A 13,382-nucleotide genomic window follows, 5' to 3' on the forward strand; every position below is an offset into this window, starting at 1 on the left:
GGATCAGGTGCCTGTCAGAAGCTGGTAGCCGGGGGTGGTGATCGCCTTGACCGTGGTGATCGGGGCCTCGTCGACCCAGGTGGTGCGTTCGATGACCAGGAGCGCCGCGCCGGGCTCGGTGTCCAGCAGGTCGGCCTGGCGGGGATTGGCTGAGATGGCGTAGAATCGCAGGTCGAGGCGGGTGTAGGGCTTGTTCAGAACGAGCCATTCATTCGCGCTTTGCCCGGTGAAATCGAGGTCGCGCACCTCGGGCGAGGTTTCGGGGCAGATCCAGCGGTCTTCGAAGATGTAGGGGCGTCCGTCGGAAAGGTGCAGCGCCTCGACGCGAAGCATCGGGCGGGACGTGCTGAGCCCGAAGGCGGCGAGAACGCCGCGTGGTGCCGGGGCGGTGCGGCGGCTGATCAGCTGATAGTCATAGCGCGCGCCACGTTGTTCCACCTCGCGCCTTGTGATGGGAATGTCGAGCGTGGCGCGGGTTACGGGTTCGGCCCTGACCCGCGTACCGCCCTTGCGGCGGCGCTCCACGAGGCCGCTGTCTGAAAGATCCTGCATGGCACGCTGGACCGTGGAGCGGGCGCAGCTGAGGTCTTCGGCGATGTCGGCGTCGCGGGGCAGGCGGTCTCCGGGGCCGTAGCGACCGGTGAGGATCTGTTCGTGGATACGGTCGCGCACATCCTTCCACGACAGGCGGGAGTCGGAGGTCATATGTCCTGTCCCAGCGTGGTGACGACGTCGAGGAAAGCCCGCGTGATGCGGTCGCGGTCGGCGTGGCGGCCGTCCTTGACCATGTGACGGCCCGCGCTCCAGACATCTGTGACGCAAGCCCGCCCGCGCCCGGAGAAGATCAGGCTGTCGAGAACCACGTCGCCGGTACGGTTGCAGAGGAACTCGTTGTCGGTGGAGACCGCGATGAGATCGGCCAGCTGGCGCTCGGCGACCTGGCCCGAGGCGCGGCCGGCCGCCTGTGCCCCGGCGCGGGTGGCCGCGTCGAAAAGCACGCGGCCGGTGGAGTGGTCCGCCGTGGCCATCGCCGCGCGGCTGCGGTCGCGCAGGCGTTGTGAATAGTCGAGCGTCGCCAGTTCCTCCCACAGGGCGATGTGGATGTTGGAATCCGAGCCGATGCCGAACCTTCCGCCAGCGTCGCGATATGCGGTGCCGTTGAAGATACCGTCGCCGAGACTGGATTCGGTGATGGGGCAGAGCCCGGCCACGGCGCCGGTTTGCGCAAGGGCGCGGGTTTCAGCGTCGGTCATCTGGGTGCAGTGGATCAGGCACCATCTGTCGTCGATCGGGGCTGTGTCGAGCAGCCATTCGACCGGGCGGGCGCCGTGATGGGCCTCGACCTCCTCGACCTCGGCCACCTGTTCGGCAAGATGCATGTGGATCGGGCCATCGGGGCAGATGGACTGCGCCTGGGCCAGCGCCTCGGGGGGGACGGCGCGCAGGGAATGGGGCGCGACGCCGATGGCGAAATCGTCCGGCCCGTTGGCCACCAATGCGGCACTGTCGGCGTGCAACCGCGCGAAAAGGTCGAGGTCGCTGCCGAAGCGGCGCTGGCCGCCTTCGAGCGCGCGCCCGTCGCAGCCGCCTTGCATGTAGTGCACGGGCAGGAGGGTGAGGCCGATGCCGGTATCCTGCGCCGCCTGGGTGATACGCCCGGCCATTTCGGCCAGGTCGGTATAGGGGGCGCCGCCGATATCGTGGTGCAGGTAGTGGAATTCGGCCACCGCGCCGTAACCGGCCTCGAGCATTTCCATGAAGACAAGTTCCGCGATGGCCTGCACGTGGTCGGGCGTGAGGCGGTCGAGGAAACGGTACATCAGTTTCCGCCATGTCCAGAAACTGTCGCGCGGGTCGGGGCCGCGGGTTTCGGTCAGTCCGGCCATGGCGCGTTGAAAGGCGTGGCTGTGCAGGTTGACCGGGGCAGGCAGCAGCAGGTCGACGCACTGTGCGTCCGGCGAAGGCGTGCGGGAGATTCGCGTGATGCGTCCCTGCTCGATGGTGAGGCAAAGGTCGCTGACCCAGCCATCCGGAGTAAGGGTCTGGCGAGACTGGATTTCCTGCACGGGCGATCTCCATTGACAAAATATGTACATACATATTAACGTTATGTCGGCCACATTGCAAGGAAAGTACGAATGCCCGATCACCTGACGATCACCAACGCCACGATTGCCTGCATGGATGCGTCGGAGGACGGCTATGGCCTGCGGCGTGATGCGGCGCTGCGGGTGCAGGGTGAGCGGATCGACTGGGTCGGCCCGATGGCCGACTTGGAAGAGCTTCCGAAGGATGCACAGGTGATCGACGCCGAAGGTCGGTTGCTGACGCCGGGTCTGATCGACTGTCACACGCATATCGTGCATGGCGGCAACCGCGCGCGGGAATTCGAGATGCGGCTCGAGGGGGCGAGCTATGAAGAGGTGGCGCGCGCCGGGGGCGGGATCGTTTCGACCGTGACGGCGACGCGGGAGGCGGACGAAAGCCTGCTGCTTGCGCAGGCGCTGCGCCGCGCGGATGCGCTGATCGCGGAAGGGGTGACGACGATCGAGATCAAGTCGGGTTATGGCCTTGATATCGAAACGGAACTCAAGATGCTGCGCGTGGCGCGCGCGGTGGGCGAGGCACGTCCGGTGCGGGTGGTGACCTCGTTCCTGGGCGCGCACGCGGTGCCCAAGGGCGCGGATGCGGACAGTTATATCGACGAGGTTTGCCTGCCCGCGCTGGAGGCGGCCCATGCCCAGGGGCTGGTCGATGCCGTGGACGGGTTTTGCGAGGGGATCGCCTTTGACACCGCCCAGATTGCGCGGGTGTTCGACAAGGCCGCGGCGCTGGGCCTGCCGGTCAAGCTTCATGCCGAGCAGTTGAGCAATATCGGCGGGACGAAGCTGGCGGCGGAGCGTGGCGCGCTGTCGGCGGATCATGTGGAATATGCGAGCGGGGCCGACGCCAAGGCGTTGGCCGAAGGGGGCAGCGTGGCGGTCTTGCTGCCCGGGGCATTCTACACGCTGCACGAGACGCAAAAGCCGCCGGTTGCGGCGTTCCGCGCGCAGGGCGTGCCGATGGCGGTGGCGACGGATTGGAACCCCGGGTCGTCGCCGATGGGCTCGGTCCTGCTGGCGATGAACATGGCCTGCACGCTGTTCGGCCTGACCCCGGCCGAGGCGCTGGCGGGCACGACGCACCATGCCGCGCAGGCGCTGGGGCTGTATGACCGGGGCGAGATCGCGCCGGGGATGCGGGCGGACCTGGCCATCTGGGATGTCGAGGAACCGGCGGAGCTGAGCTATCGCATCGGGGTGAATCCACTGCACAAACGAATATTCGGAGGCCGAGCATGACCCTGACGCTGGTGCCGGGAGAGACCCGGCTGGAGACGCTGGAGCGGGTGTGGCGCGAGGGTGTGGCGGCGACGCTGATGCCGGACGCGCGGGCGGCAATCGAGGCGGCGGCGGAAAAGGTCGCCGAGGCGGCGCGGGGTGACGTGCCGGTTTACGGGGTGAACACCGGCTTTGGCAAGCTGGCCTCGGTGCGCATTCCGCCCGAGGACGTGGAAACGTTGCAGCGCAACCTGATCCTCAGCCATTGCTGCGGTGTAGGCGAGGTTATGGAAGCCGAGACCACGCGCCTGATGATGGCGCTGAAGCTCTTGTCGCTGGGGCGTGGCGCCTCGGGCGTGCGGTGGGAGATCTGTGCGCTGATCGAGGGAATGCTGGCGAACGGCGTGGTTCCGGTGATCCCGTCGCAAGGATCGGTTGGCGCGTCAGGCGACCTTGCGCCGCTGGCGCATATGGCCGCCACGATGATCGGTGAAGGCGAGGCGTTGCTGGACGGTGTGCGGATGCCCGCCGGCGAGGCGCTGAAGACGGCCGGGCTGAAGCCCGTGGTGCTGGGGGCCAAGGAGGGGCTGGCCCTGATCAACGGCACTCAGTTTTCGACCGCCTGCGCATTGGCGGCGTTGTTCGACGGCGTCCGCGCACTCAGGGCGTCGATCGTGACGTCGGCACTTTCGACGGATGCCATCATGGGCTCGACCCAGCCATTGCAGCCAGAGATCCACACCCTGCGCGGCCATGCGGGGCAGATCGACGTGGCCACGGCCATGTCGGCCCTGATGGCGGGCAGCGAGATCCGCGAAAGCCACCGCGAAGGCGACAGCCGCGTGCAGGATCCGTATTGCATCCGTTGCCAGCCGCAGGTGGCTGGCGCGGCGCTGGACCTGTTGCGCTTTGCCGCGAAAACGCTGGAGATCGAGGCGAATGCCGTCACGGATAATCCGCTGGTGATCGAGGCCGGGATCGTCTCGGGCGGGAATTTCCATGCCGAGCCGGTGGCCTTTGCCGCCGACCAGATCGCGCTGGCGCTGTCGGAAATCGGGGCCATCGCGCAGCGGCGCGTGGCGCTGATGGTGGACCCGGCCTTGAGCCATGACCTGCCGCCCTTCCTGACGCCGGTGCCGGGTCTGAACTCGGGCTTCATGATCGCCGAGGTGACGACGGCGGCGCTGATGAGCGAGAACAAGCACCTGGCGAACCCGTGTTCGACCGATAGCACGCCGACCTCTGCCAACCAGGAGGATCATGTGAGCATGGCCGCCCACGGCGCGCGGCGGCTGCGCCGGATGAACGCGAACCTGTCGATGATCCTTGGTGTCGAGGCGCTGTGCGCCGCGCAAGGGATCGAGGCGCGCGCGCCGCTGGTGACATCGGACGCGTTGCGGCGTGCAATTGCGACGATCCGGGCGGAGGTGCCGCGGCTGGAAGAAGATCGGATGATGGCGCCAGATATGGAAAAAGCCGCAGCGCTGGTGCGCGAGGACGCGCTGGCACGCGAGACGGGCGTGGAGGTCGGGCTGTGAGTTTTGTCGAGGTGACGCGCGGGCAGAGCCCGCTGGTTCTGGGCCTGCCCCATACGGGCACGGATGTTCCCGGTGATATCGCGGAAGGATTGAACGAGACCGGGCGCGAGCTGGCCGATACGGACTGGCATATTCACGAGCTTTACGCCGGGCTGGTGGGCGACGTGACCACGGTGCGCACGACCATCCACCGCTATGTCATCGACGTGAACCGCGACCCGGAGGGTGCGAGTCTCTATCCCGGTCAGAACACCACGTCGCTGTGTCCGGTGACCGACTTTGATGGACAGCCTATCTGGCGCAAGGGGGCGGAACCCGACGCGGCCGAGATCGCGCGGAGGCGAGCGGCGTATCATGCGCCTTATCACGCGGCGCTTTCGGCGGAGCTGGAGCGCGTGCGCGGGATTCACGGGTTCGCGGTGCTCTATGACTGCCACTCGATCCGCTCGGAAATTCCGTTCCTGTTCGAGGGTGTCTTACCTGACTTCAACGTGGGCACGGATGAAAGCCGGACCTGCGCGGCGTCGATCAAAGACAGCGTTTACGGCACGTGCGAGGCCGCCGAGGGGTACAGCGCCATCCTGAACGGACGCTTCAAGGGGGGCTGGACAACGCGGCACTACGGCCGGCCGGACGAGGGGCTGCACGCGATCCAGATGGAACTGGCGCAGTCCACCTACATGCTCGAAAGCCCGCCATGGGATTATGCGCCTGAGCGTGCGGACCTGTTGCGCGCTCACCTGAAAACCATTCTAGACGACCTGATCCGTTGGAGGCCCGAATGACCAATCCCCGCCATAACCTGCGCGACATTTACCCGCCGACCGGCACCGAGATCAGCGCGAAAAGCTGGCAGACCGAGGCGGCGATGCGGATGCTGATGAACAATCTGCACCCTGACGTGGCCGAGAACCCGCATGAACTGGTGGTTTATGGCGGCATCGGGCGTGCCGCGCGGACATGGGATGATTTCGACCGGATCGTTGCCGGGCTGAAGGACCTGGAGGCGGACGAGACGCTGGTGGTGCAGTCCGGCAAGCCCGTCGCCATCGTGAAAACCCATGCGGACGCGCCGCGCGTTCTGATCGCCAATTCCAATATCGTGCCGCATTGGGCCAACTGGGACCATTTCAACGCGCTCGATAAAAAGGGCCTGATGATGTACGGCCAGATGACGGCCGGGTCGTGGATCTATATCGGGTCGCAGGGCATCGTGCAGGGCACCTACGAGACCTTTGCCGAAGCCGGGCGTCAGCATTACGACGGAGACTTGACCGGCAAGTGGATCCTGACGGGAGGCCTGGGTGGCATGGGCGGGGCACAGCCCTTGGCCGCGGTGATGGCGGGGGCGTGCTGTCTGGCGGTGGAGTGCAACCCGGACAGCATAGATTTCCGTCTGCGCACGCGGTATGTCGATGAAAAGACGGACAGCCTGGATGAGGCGCTGGAGATGATCGAGCGCTGGACCAAGGCCGGCGAGGCGAAGTCGGTGGCGCTCTTGGGCAATGCGGCGGACATCTTTCCCGAGATCCACAAGCGGGGCGTGCGGCCCGATATCGTGACCGACCAGACCAGCGCGCATGACCCGGTGAACGGCTACCTGCCGCAGGGGTGGAGCATGGCCGAGTGGCGCGACAAGCGGGAGAGCGACCCCAAGGCGGTCGAAAAGGCCTCGCGCGCGTCGATGAAGGTGCATGTGAAAGCGATGGTGGATTTCTGGAACGATGGTGTTCCGACGCTGGATTACGGAAACAACATCCGGCAGGTGGCGCAAGAGGAAGGGCTGGAGAACGCCTTTGCCTTTCCCGGCTTCGTGCCGGCCTATATCCGGCCTTTGTTCTGCAAGGGGATCGGGCCGTTCCGCTGGTGTGCGTTGTCGGGCGATCCCGAGGATATCTACAAGACCGACCAGGCGATGAAGGAACTGTTTCCCGAGAACGAGAAGCTGCACACGTGGCTGGACATGGCGCGCGAGAGGATTTCCTTTCAGGGGTTGCCCGCGCGGATCTGCTGGATCGGGCTGGGCGACCGGCATCGCGCCGGGCTGAAGTTCAACGAGATGGTGGCCAGTGGCGAGTTGAAGGCGCCCGTGGTGATCGGGCGGGACCACCTCGACAGCGGCTCGGTGGCCAGCCCGAACCGCGAGACGGAAGCGATGAAGGACGGATCGGACGCGGTGAGCGACTGGCCCTTGCTGAACGCGCTGGTCAATACCGCGAGCGGCGCGACCTGGGTCAGCCTGCATCACGGCGGCGGCGTCGGTATGGGGTTCAGCCAGCACGCGGGCGTTGTGATCGTGGCCGATGGCACCGACGAGGCCGCGAAACGGTTGGAGCGGGTTCTGTGGAATGACCCGGCCTCGGGTGTGTGGCGGCATGCGGATGCGGGGTACGAGACCGCGATCGACTGCGCCAAGGATCATGGCTTGCGCTTGCCCGGCATCCTGGGGAACTGAGTCATGGACAGGGCCGCCAGCGTTGTGGAGGCAGCTTGCCAAGTTTGGCCACGTGCGTGCCGAGGCCTGAAATTTAGTCAGACGGGTTCCGGATCGGACTGCCGAGCGGGGCCGCTTGCTGCAAACCGCTTTGCAGCCTTGAAAAACCGCAGCTTCGGCGCGACTGCTAAGACAACGTGCGCGGCGCCGCGATGAAACAATACGAAACACCACCAACCAACAAGGAGAGACTCATGGACAGACGCAAATTTTTGACGACCGCCGCCATTGGCACTGCAGCCGCGCCGCTGGCCACCCCGGCCATCGCGCAGGACGTGCAGCAGTGGAAGATGGTCACCGCATGGCCCAAGAACCTGCCTGGCCCCGGTGTGGCCGCGCAAATGCTGGCCGACCGGATCACCACGCTGTCGGGCGGGCGGATCGAGGTGAAGCTGTTCGCCGCCGGCGAACTGGTACCCGGGCGCGGCGTGTTCGATGCCGTCAGCGAAGGCACGGCGGAACTTTACCACGCGGTGCCGGCCTATTGGGGCTCGAAATCCAAGGGTATCCTTCTGTTCGGCTCGCAACCCTTCGGATTGCGCGCGGACGAGCAGGTGGGTTGGCTTTACCACGGCGGCGGCCAGGCGCTTTATGACGAGATGTACGGCCAGTTCGGCATCAAACCGTTCCTGTGCGGCAACTCGGGCCCGCAATGGGGCGGCTGGTTCCGCAACGAGATCAACTCGGTCGAGGACCTGAAGGGGTTGAAGTTCCGCACCACGGGCCTTGCGTCCGAGATGTGCGCCAAGCTGGGCATGGCGGCCGAGGCCATGGGCGGGCCGGACATGTTCCAGGCGTTGCAGACCGGCGCATTGGACGCGGGCGAGTTCATCGGGCCGTGGACCGACAGCGCGCTGGGCTATCAGCAGGTGGCCAAGAACTATTACTGGCCCGGCGTGGGCGAGCCGTCCTCTGCCGAGGAATGCGGTGTGAATGCCGAGGTTTTCGGCGCGTTGCCTGACGACCTGAAAGAGGTCGTTTCGGTGGCTTGCGAAAGCCTCTACAACCCGGTCTGGACGGAATACACCACCAAGCACGCGGCGTCGCTGAAGAAGCTGGTCGAGGAAGACGGCGTGCAGGTCAAGAAGTTCCCGCAGGAGGTGATCGACGCCATGGGCGAGGCGGCCAAGGAAGTGATCGACGAGCTGCGCCAGGACAGCGACGACCTGGTCAAGCGGATCACCGAAAGCTTTGTCGCCTATCGCGACAGCGTCGGGGCCTACATGACCTATGCCGACAACGGGCAGATGAATGCTCGCGCGGCAGTGATGGGCTACTGAGAAAGCGGGCGCGCGGGGGTGGCCTCGCGCGCCATGACCAAAGGGGCAGGGAAGGCCGGAAAATGCTGGCACTCGCAGGGATCATCGACGCGATCAATCGCGGTATCGCGTCGGCCGTGCGCTGGTTTGCGCTGGTGATGGTGCTGGTTCAGTTCGGCATCGTGATCGGGCGCTATGTGTTCGGCGTCAATTCGATCTGGGTGCAGGAAAGCGTGCTGTACCTGCATGCCACTTTGTTCATGCTGGCCGCCGGCTACACCCTGCTGGTGGACAAGCATGTGCGGGTCGACATTTTCTATGCCAAGGCCGCGCCCGCCACGCGGCGGTGGATCGACATGGCCGGGCACCTTTTTCTGCTGTTGCCCGCGATGGTGGCGCTGGTCTGGTGGTCGTGGCCCTCGGTGCGCAATTCTTGGAAAATTCTTGAAGGGCCGATCTCGGTCGGAGGCATCGAGGCGGTTTTCCTGCTGAAATCGCTGATCCCGGTGTTCTGCGTGCTGGTGGCGTTGCAATCCATCGCGATCCTGCTGCGGCTCTTCGCAGGTGAGGAGCCGGCGTGACGGACTATCTTGACCTTCTGATGTTCGTGGCCCTCGTGGTGGCGATACTGTCGGGCTTTCCAGTGGCGTTCAGCATCGCCGGGATCGCGGTGCTGTTCGCCTACCTGGGCTGGGCCGTGGGGGCGATGGACATCTCGCTTTTGGGGGCGTTCGGGCAACGGGTGTACGGGCTGATCTCGAACCAGGTGCTGATCGCGATACCGCTGTTCGTGCTGATGGGCGCATTGCTGGAAAAGAGCCGCATCGCCGAGGAGTTGCTGGACACAATGGGCCGGGCCTGCGGGTCATTGCGCGGCGGACTTGGCATTTCCGTGATCCTGGTGGGGGCGCTGTTGGCGGCGTCGACCGGGATCGTGGGTGCGACGGTGGTGGCGATGGGGATGATCGCGCTGCCGACGATGCTACGCTCGGGGTACAATCCGAGCGTGTCGGCCGGGATCGTATGCACGGCGGGCACGCTGGGGCAGATCATTCCGCCGTCGACCCTGCTGATCATCCTCGCCGACGTGATGTCGAATGCCTATCAGCAGGCGCAGTACGAGCAGGGCAAGTTCTCGGTCGAGGCGCTTTCGGTGGGGCAGTTCTTTGCCGCTGCATTGATCCCAGGGTTGGTGCTTGTGTCGCTCTACCTGATCTACGTGCTGGTGCGCGGCGCGTTGCGCCCGCAAGACATGCCGCCCGCCGACGCGACGATGCCCCGCCCGAGCGGGCGTGAAGTGCTGGGGGCCATCGTGCCGCCCGTCCTGCTGATTTTCGCGGTGCTGGGCTCGATCCTGGGTGGGTTGGCCACACCGACCGAGGCCGCCGCCGTGGGGGCGGTGGGGGCGCTTTTGATGTCAGGTGCGCGGCTGGGCAGGTCCCGGGGCCTTATCCTGATCGCCGCCGCCGCGCTGATCGTGCTGGCCATCGCGGCGGGGGTCTTTCCGGTTCGGCTTCAGCGGGGGGATCTTGGCGTCGGATCCTACATTGCCGGTGGGATTTACATCGCGCTGGCGGTTCTCGGGCTGATCGGCGTTCTGGCCGCGCTGCGCAACGTGCTGGCCGAGCGCGTCGCGCATGATGCGGTCACGTCCACCATGACCATGACGGCGATGATCTTTGCCACGATCCTGGCTGCCGGTATGTTCTCGCTCGTCTTCATCGGATTGGGTGGAGAAGATCGCGTGGCCTATTGGCTGGCGAACCTGCCGGGCGGGGCGACCGGGGCGCTGATCGTCACGATGATCATCGTCTTCTTCATGGGGTTCTTCCTTGATTTCGTGGAAATCTCGGTGATCGTGCTGCCACTGGTGACGCCGTCGCTGATCCTGCTGGGGCATGATCCGATCTGGCTGGGGATCATCCTGGCGATCAACCTGCAAACCTCGTTCCTGACGCCGCCCTTCGGGTTCTCGTTGTTCTACCTGCGGGGCGCTGCGCCGCCGGAGATCACGACCGGCCATATCTATCGCGGCGTCATGCCCTTTATCGGCTTGCAAGCCGTGGGCGTGGCCGTGGTGTGGTTCTGGCCGTCGCTGGCGACATGGCTGCCGCGCGTGATGTTCTGAGACGCGGTGCCGCCCGGGGCAGCGCGGATCTCTGCCATGGCTGGCGGTGGTGGTGGCCTCAGGGTCTGCAGAAGGCATCGTTGGAAGGTCACGAAGCGATACTTGCAGGCCGCGCGCAGCAAAAAGCCCGGGTGGCAGGGATGTGCCATCCGGGCTGAAAGCAAAGTTTAACGACCGACCGGCCGGCCAGCGCGCCGGGCTTTGACGGCGCGCAGCCTATTATTTCAAGTGAGCGCGCAGCATCCAAGCGAATTTCTCGTGGGTCTGACCGCGGGCGATGCACAGGTCCTCGGTCAGCGTGTCACCATGCTTGGCGGCCAGTTCCCCGGCGCCCGCGATGGTTTCGGCCAGGGTTTCCTGCGCCTCTTTCAGAAGGCGGATCATCTCTTCGGCGGCGGGCGTGCCTTCGGCCTCGGGAACCTTGGAGCGCTTGATCATACCGGCAAGCACACCTTCGGCGTGTCCGTCGAGCGCCTTGATCCGCTCGGCCAAGTCATCCTGGGCCACGAAGTGATCTTCGTAGATGGTCTGGAACAGCTCGTGCAGCGGGCCGAAGGCCATGCCGGTGACGTTCCAGTGAAAATTCTGCGCCAGCATCGTGGTCACGGCGGTCTCGGCAACGCATTGGTTGAGAGCCTCGGAAATCTGGGCGTTGGCGTCGGTGGAAAGAGATTGTGCCGTTTCGGTCATACTCGCCTCCTTGGTTGTGTGGAAATGTCTGTTCGGAGCTATGCTGGCTGGCGATTGGCTGGCTTGCAGGCTCAAAATAGGGCCTGCACCAGCGTTCGGCAAGACAATTTAGAATCTTTCTAAATCTGAGGGAAATTGTCAGCCACGTTGCCCAGAAGAAAGACGAGATTGCGGTGTGCGTGTTTGGGAACGCGGGAATGCAGCAGGAAGGTGCAACTGGCCGTGTCTTCTCTCCGTATGCTGCGGGCAAGGGCCAGGAGCCAGTCCTCGTCGAATGAGATTTCGGGTTCGCCGGCGCGGAACAGGATCGGCCGACGGCCGAGCGCCTGCGACAGGCAGCGCATCAGCACGTCCGAGGCCGCTTGCCTGGCGATATCGCGATTTACAGACAGCGAGGCGCAGGCGCCGAAGAGGTCGACATAGCTTTTGCACCGCGCGTCACGCGCGGCGTGGCGCAGGTGGTCGAGCAGGGGCGTGTGGCCTGTCTCGGTCCGGTTGTCATGCAGGCCGTCATAGTGTGGGAGGCGCAGTGCTGAGGTCATGAGGGGTCGGTTGTCCTACGATCTGGTCTAGTGTCTTTCGCGGTGTTGGGCGTGGGGTGATCCCGCATCAGGCAGCCTTGCCGCCCTCGATCGCGGTGAGCGTCACTTTCTTCTTGCGGCATTTCTTTGCATAGGCGGCGTCCCAGTGCTTGTAGCGGCCCATCATGGCCTGCTGCGCCACCAGAAGTTCGACGAAGGCTTCGCGCTGCTTGTCCTTTTTCAGTTGCTTGAACAGGCTTTTCTGGGCCTTTGTCATCGAGCAGCCGATACAGTGACCCTCGCGCTTGAACTTGCAGACGTCGATGCAGGGACTTGGAACTTTCGGCATGGGGCCTCGCTGGAGTGCGGCTGGGACTGGCTTGGGATTGGATCGGGGGTCACTTGGTCAGGATCAGGTTGCCGGCTTGGGTGATGCGCAAGGTGTACACCTGGCCATCGAGCGCGATGTTGGCCGTGACACCGTTCGGAACCAGATCGCGGGCATCGTGGGTGGCAATGCCCTCCGTGTCCGGGGCGGGGCGTGAGGCGGGTTCAGATGTTGTCATTCAGCAACCTTTCCGGTGGCCTTGGCAGTACCGCGGGCGGTGTGCGGCTGCGCAGAGTTGGGCCAGAAGAAACCCGACTTTTCGAGTCGGGATTAAGGTTGTGATACCTTATTCCGATTGTTTCAGTCAAGAAATGTTCGCGGCAGGGTGGGCCCGGTCACGATGCGATTAAGTGCCTTCCGCTTGATCCAGGAACCGAAGGCGGTTTCCGAACGGGTCGGTCACTTCCATCTGAAGCCCCCAGGGCAGCGGCTCCAGGCCGGGGCGCATGTACGGCTTTGCGGGCAGGGTGGCGTGCCAGTCGCGCAGGTTTTCGACATGGACCATGGCGGTCGAACCTGGCGTGGCGTCGCCGTGGTGTTCGGTCAGATGAAGGTGGAATGCTCCCAATCGCAGGAACGCATAGAGCGGAGCGCCGTCGAACACGCGGACCTGACCCGTCCAGTCGAAGCCCAGCCAGTCGACGTAGAACGCACGCGCGCGGGCCTCGTCGAAGCTGCGGAACACGGGTGCGGTGCGCGTGACCTGCGGGGTCATGCCGGGGCGTCGGCGTCGATTTTCTGGATCGCGCGAAACCCTTCGAAACGCGGCGTGCCTTCGTGCAGTTTGCGGCTTTGGCCGGCACGGGCGTGGGAGGCGCGGAACTCCTCGCTGGTCGTCCAGGCGCGGAAATGCGCCTCGCTTTCCCAGACGGTGTGCGAAGCATAGAGCACGCGGCCGTCTTCCTCGGGGCCCTTGAGCATGTGGAACGACACGAAGCCGGCCATGTCCTTGAGGCGGCTTTCGCGGCTGAGCCACAGATCCTCGAACTCGGCGGCGTTCTCAAGGGGCACGGTGAAGCGGTTCATGGCAAGATACATCCTGGG

Annotated in this window: 15 protein-coding genes; 7 read left to right on the forward strand and 8 right to left on the reverse strand. The window is 65.0% G+C overall.

The window, feature by feature from the left end; translation table 11 throughout:
- Positions 1-3: 3 nt before the first annotated feature.
- On the reverse strand, positions 4-705 hold the full coding sequence (locus tag RBB18_RS14160; protein ID WP_306111190.1) for a GntR family transcriptional regulator: 702 nt from the start codon (positions 703-705) through the stop codon (positions 4-6).
- Positions 702-2,066: a formimidoylglutamate deiminase gene (locus RBB18_RS14165; RefSeq protein WP_306111191.1), complete on the reverse strand. Its 1,365-nt coding sequence runs from the start codon at positions 2,064-2,066 to the stop codon at positions 702-704. The genes RBB18_RS14160 and RBB18_RS14165 overlap by 4 nt, the downstream gene beginning before the upstream one ends.
- Positions 2,067-2,138: 72 nt before the next feature.
- On the opposite strand from RBB18_RS14165, the gene hutI reads away from it, so the two are divergent.
- From hutI to RBB18_RS14200, 7 genes are all read left to right on the forward strand, one after another.
- Positions 2,139-3,341 (forward strand): imidazolonepropionase, encoded by a 1,203-nt coding sequence (gene hutI / locus RBB18_RS14170; RefSeq protein WP_371931657.1) that lies wholly within the window; start codon positions 2,139-2,141, stop codon positions 3,339-3,341.
- Complete coding sequence (gene hutH / locus RBB18_RS14175) at positions 3,338-4,858, forward strand: histidine ammonia-lyase (protein ID WP_306111192.1); 1,521 nt, start codon at positions 3,338-3,340, stop codon at positions 4,856-4,858. Before hutI ends, hutH begins: the two co-directional genes overlap by 4 nt.
- The gene (gene hutG / locus RBB18_RS14180; protein ID WP_306111193.1) at positions 4,855-5,643 is read left to right on the forward strand and encodes an N-formylglutamate deformylase; all 789 of its coding nucleotides are present in this window, start codon (positions 4,855-4,857) and stop codon (positions 5,641-5,643) included. Before hutH ends, hutG begins: the two co-directional genes overlap by 4 nt.
- Positions 5,640-7,313: a urocanate hydratase gene (hutU, locus tag RBB18_RS14185; RefSeq protein ID WP_274594608.1), complete on the forward strand. Its 1,674-nt coding sequence runs from the start codon at positions 5,640-5,642 to the stop codon at positions 7,311-7,313. Before hutG ends, hutU begins: the two co-directional genes overlap by 4 nt.
- A gap of 233 nt (positions 7,314-7,546) precedes the next feature.
- Complete coding sequence (locus RBB18_RS14190) at positions 7,547-8,632, forward strand: TRAP transporter substrate-binding protein (protein ID WP_103765028.1); 1,086 nt, start codon at positions 7,547-7,549, stop codon at positions 8,630-8,632.
- Positions 8,633-8,694: 62 nt separating this feature from the next.
- The gene (locus RBB18_RS14195) at positions 8,695-9,192 is read left to right on the forward strand and encodes a TRAP transporter small permease subunit (RefSeq protein ID WP_103764996.1); all 498 of its coding nucleotides are present in this window, start codon (positions 8,695-8,697) and stop codon (positions 9,190-9,192) included.
- The gene (locus RBB18_RS14200; RefSeq protein WP_306111194.1) at positions 9,189-10,739 is read left to right on the forward strand and encodes a TRAP transporter large permease subunit; all 1,551 of its coding nucleotides are present in this window, start codon (positions 9,189-9,191) and stop codon (positions 10,737-10,739) included. The genes RBB18_RS14195 and RBB18_RS14200 overlap by 4 nt, the downstream gene beginning before the upstream one ends.
- Before the next feature lie 219 nt (positions 10,740-10,958).
- Here RBB18_RS14200 and RBB18_RS14205 read toward each other — a convergent pair whose 3' ends face one another.
- The 6 genes from RBB18_RS14205 to RBB18_RS14230 all read right to left on the reverse strand — a co-directional run bounded on the left by RBB18_RS14205 (position 10,959) and on the right by RBB18_RS14230 (position 13,376).
- Complete coding sequence (locus tag RBB18_RS14205; RefSeq protein WP_103764995.1) at positions 10,959-11,429, reverse strand: Dps family protein; 471 nt, start codon at positions 11,427-11,429, stop codon at positions 10,959-10,961.
- 119 nt (positions 11,430-11,548) lie between these two features.
- Positions 11,549-11,971, reverse strand: a complete 423-nt coding sequence (locus tag RBB18_RS14210; protein WP_274594610.1) for a hypothetical protein — start codon at positions 11,969-11,971, stop codon at positions 11,549-11,551.
- A 67-nt stretch (positions 11,972-12,038) separates the two neighbouring features.
- Positions 12,039-12,299 carry a DUF1289 domain-containing protein gene (locus tag RBB18_RS14215; protein WP_274594611.1) on the reverse strand — a complete coding sequence of 87 codons (261 nt, stop codon included), beginning with the start codon at positions 12,297-12,299 and terminating at the stop codon, positions 12,039-12,041.
- Between the two features lie 49 nt (positions 12,300-12,348).
- Complete coding sequence (gene hemP, locus RBB18_RS14220) at positions 12,349-12,516, reverse strand: hemin uptake protein HemP (protein WP_103764992.1); 168 nt, start codon at positions 12,514-12,516, stop codon at positions 12,349-12,351.
- A 168-nt stretch (positions 12,517-12,684) separates the two neighbouring features.
- Positions 12,685-13,053 (reverse strand): glyoxalase superfamily protein, encoded by a 369-nt coding sequence (locus tag RBB18_RS14225; protein ID WP_306111195.1) that lies wholly within the window; start codon positions 13,051-13,053, stop codon positions 12,685-12,687.
- Entirely contained in the window at positions 13,050-13,376 is a 327-nt protein-coding gene (locus RBB18_RS14230) for an antibiotic biosynthesis monooxygenase (RefSeq protein WP_103764990.1), read from the reverse strand. Before RBB18_RS14230 ends, RBB18_RS14225 begins: the two co-directional genes overlap by 4 nt.
- Positions 13,377-13,382: the final 6 nt, after the last annotated feature.

Origin of the sequence: Roseovarius sp. MMSF_3298 (assembly GCF_030733705.1) — a bacterium.
GTDB classification, from domain to species: domain Bacteria; phylum Pseudomonadota; class Alphaproteobacteria; order Rhodobacterales; family Rhodobacteraceae; genus Roseovarius; species Roseovarius confluentis.

What these genes read in the sequence shown, in the direction of transcription:
- RBB18_RS14160 (WP_306111190.1), bottom strand. Translation starts at nt 705, where the DNA reads ATGACCTCCGACTCCCGCCTGTCGTGGAAGGATGTGCGCGACCGTATC.
- hutI (WP_371931657.1), top strand. Translation starts at nt 2,139, where the DNA reads ATGCCCGATCACCTGACGATCACCAACGCCACGATTGCCTGCATGGAT.
- hutH (WP_306111192.1), top strand. Translation starts at nt 3,338, where the DNA reads ATGACCCTGACGCTGGTGCCGGGAGAGACCCGGCTGGAGACGCTGGAG.
- hutU (WP_274594608.1), top strand. Translation starts at nt 5,640, where the DNA reads ATGACCAATCCCCGCCATAACCTGCGCGACATTTACCCGCCGACCGGC.
- RBB18_RS14190 (WP_103765028.1), top strand. Translation starts at nt 7,547, where the DNA reads ATGGACAGACGCAAATTTTTGACGACCGCCGCCATTGGCACTGCAGCC.
- RBB18_RS14195 (WP_103764996.1), top strand. Translation starts at nt 8,695, where the DNA reads ATGCTGGCACTCGCAGGGATCATCGACGCGATCAATCGCGGTATCGCG.
- RBB18_RS14205 (WP_103764995.1), bottom strand. Translation starts at nt 11,429, where the DNA reads ATGACCGAAACGGCACAATCTCTTTCCACCGACGCCAACGCCCAGATT.
- RBB18_RS14210 (WP_274594610.1), bottom strand. Translation starts at nt 11,971, where the DNA reads ATGACCTCAGCACTGCGCCTCCCACACTATGACGGCCTGCATGACAAC.
- RBB18_RS14215 (WP_274594611.1), bottom strand. Translation starts at nt 12,299, where the DNA reads ATGCCGAAAGTTCCAAGTCCCTGCATCGACGTCTGCAAGTTCAAGCGC.
- hemP (WP_103764992.1), bottom strand. Translation starts at nt 12,516, where the DNA reads ATGACAACATCTGAACCCGCCTCACGCCCCGCCCCGGACACGGAGGGC.
- RBB18_RS14225 (WP_306111195.1), bottom strand. Translation starts at nt 13,053, where the DNA reads ATGACCCCGCAGGTCACGCGCACCGCACCCGTGTTCCGCAGCTTCGAC.
- RBB18_RS14230 (WP_103764990.1), bottom strand. Translation starts at nt 13,376, where the DNA reads ATGTATCTTGCCATGAACCGCTTCACCGTGCCCCTTGAGAACGCCGCC.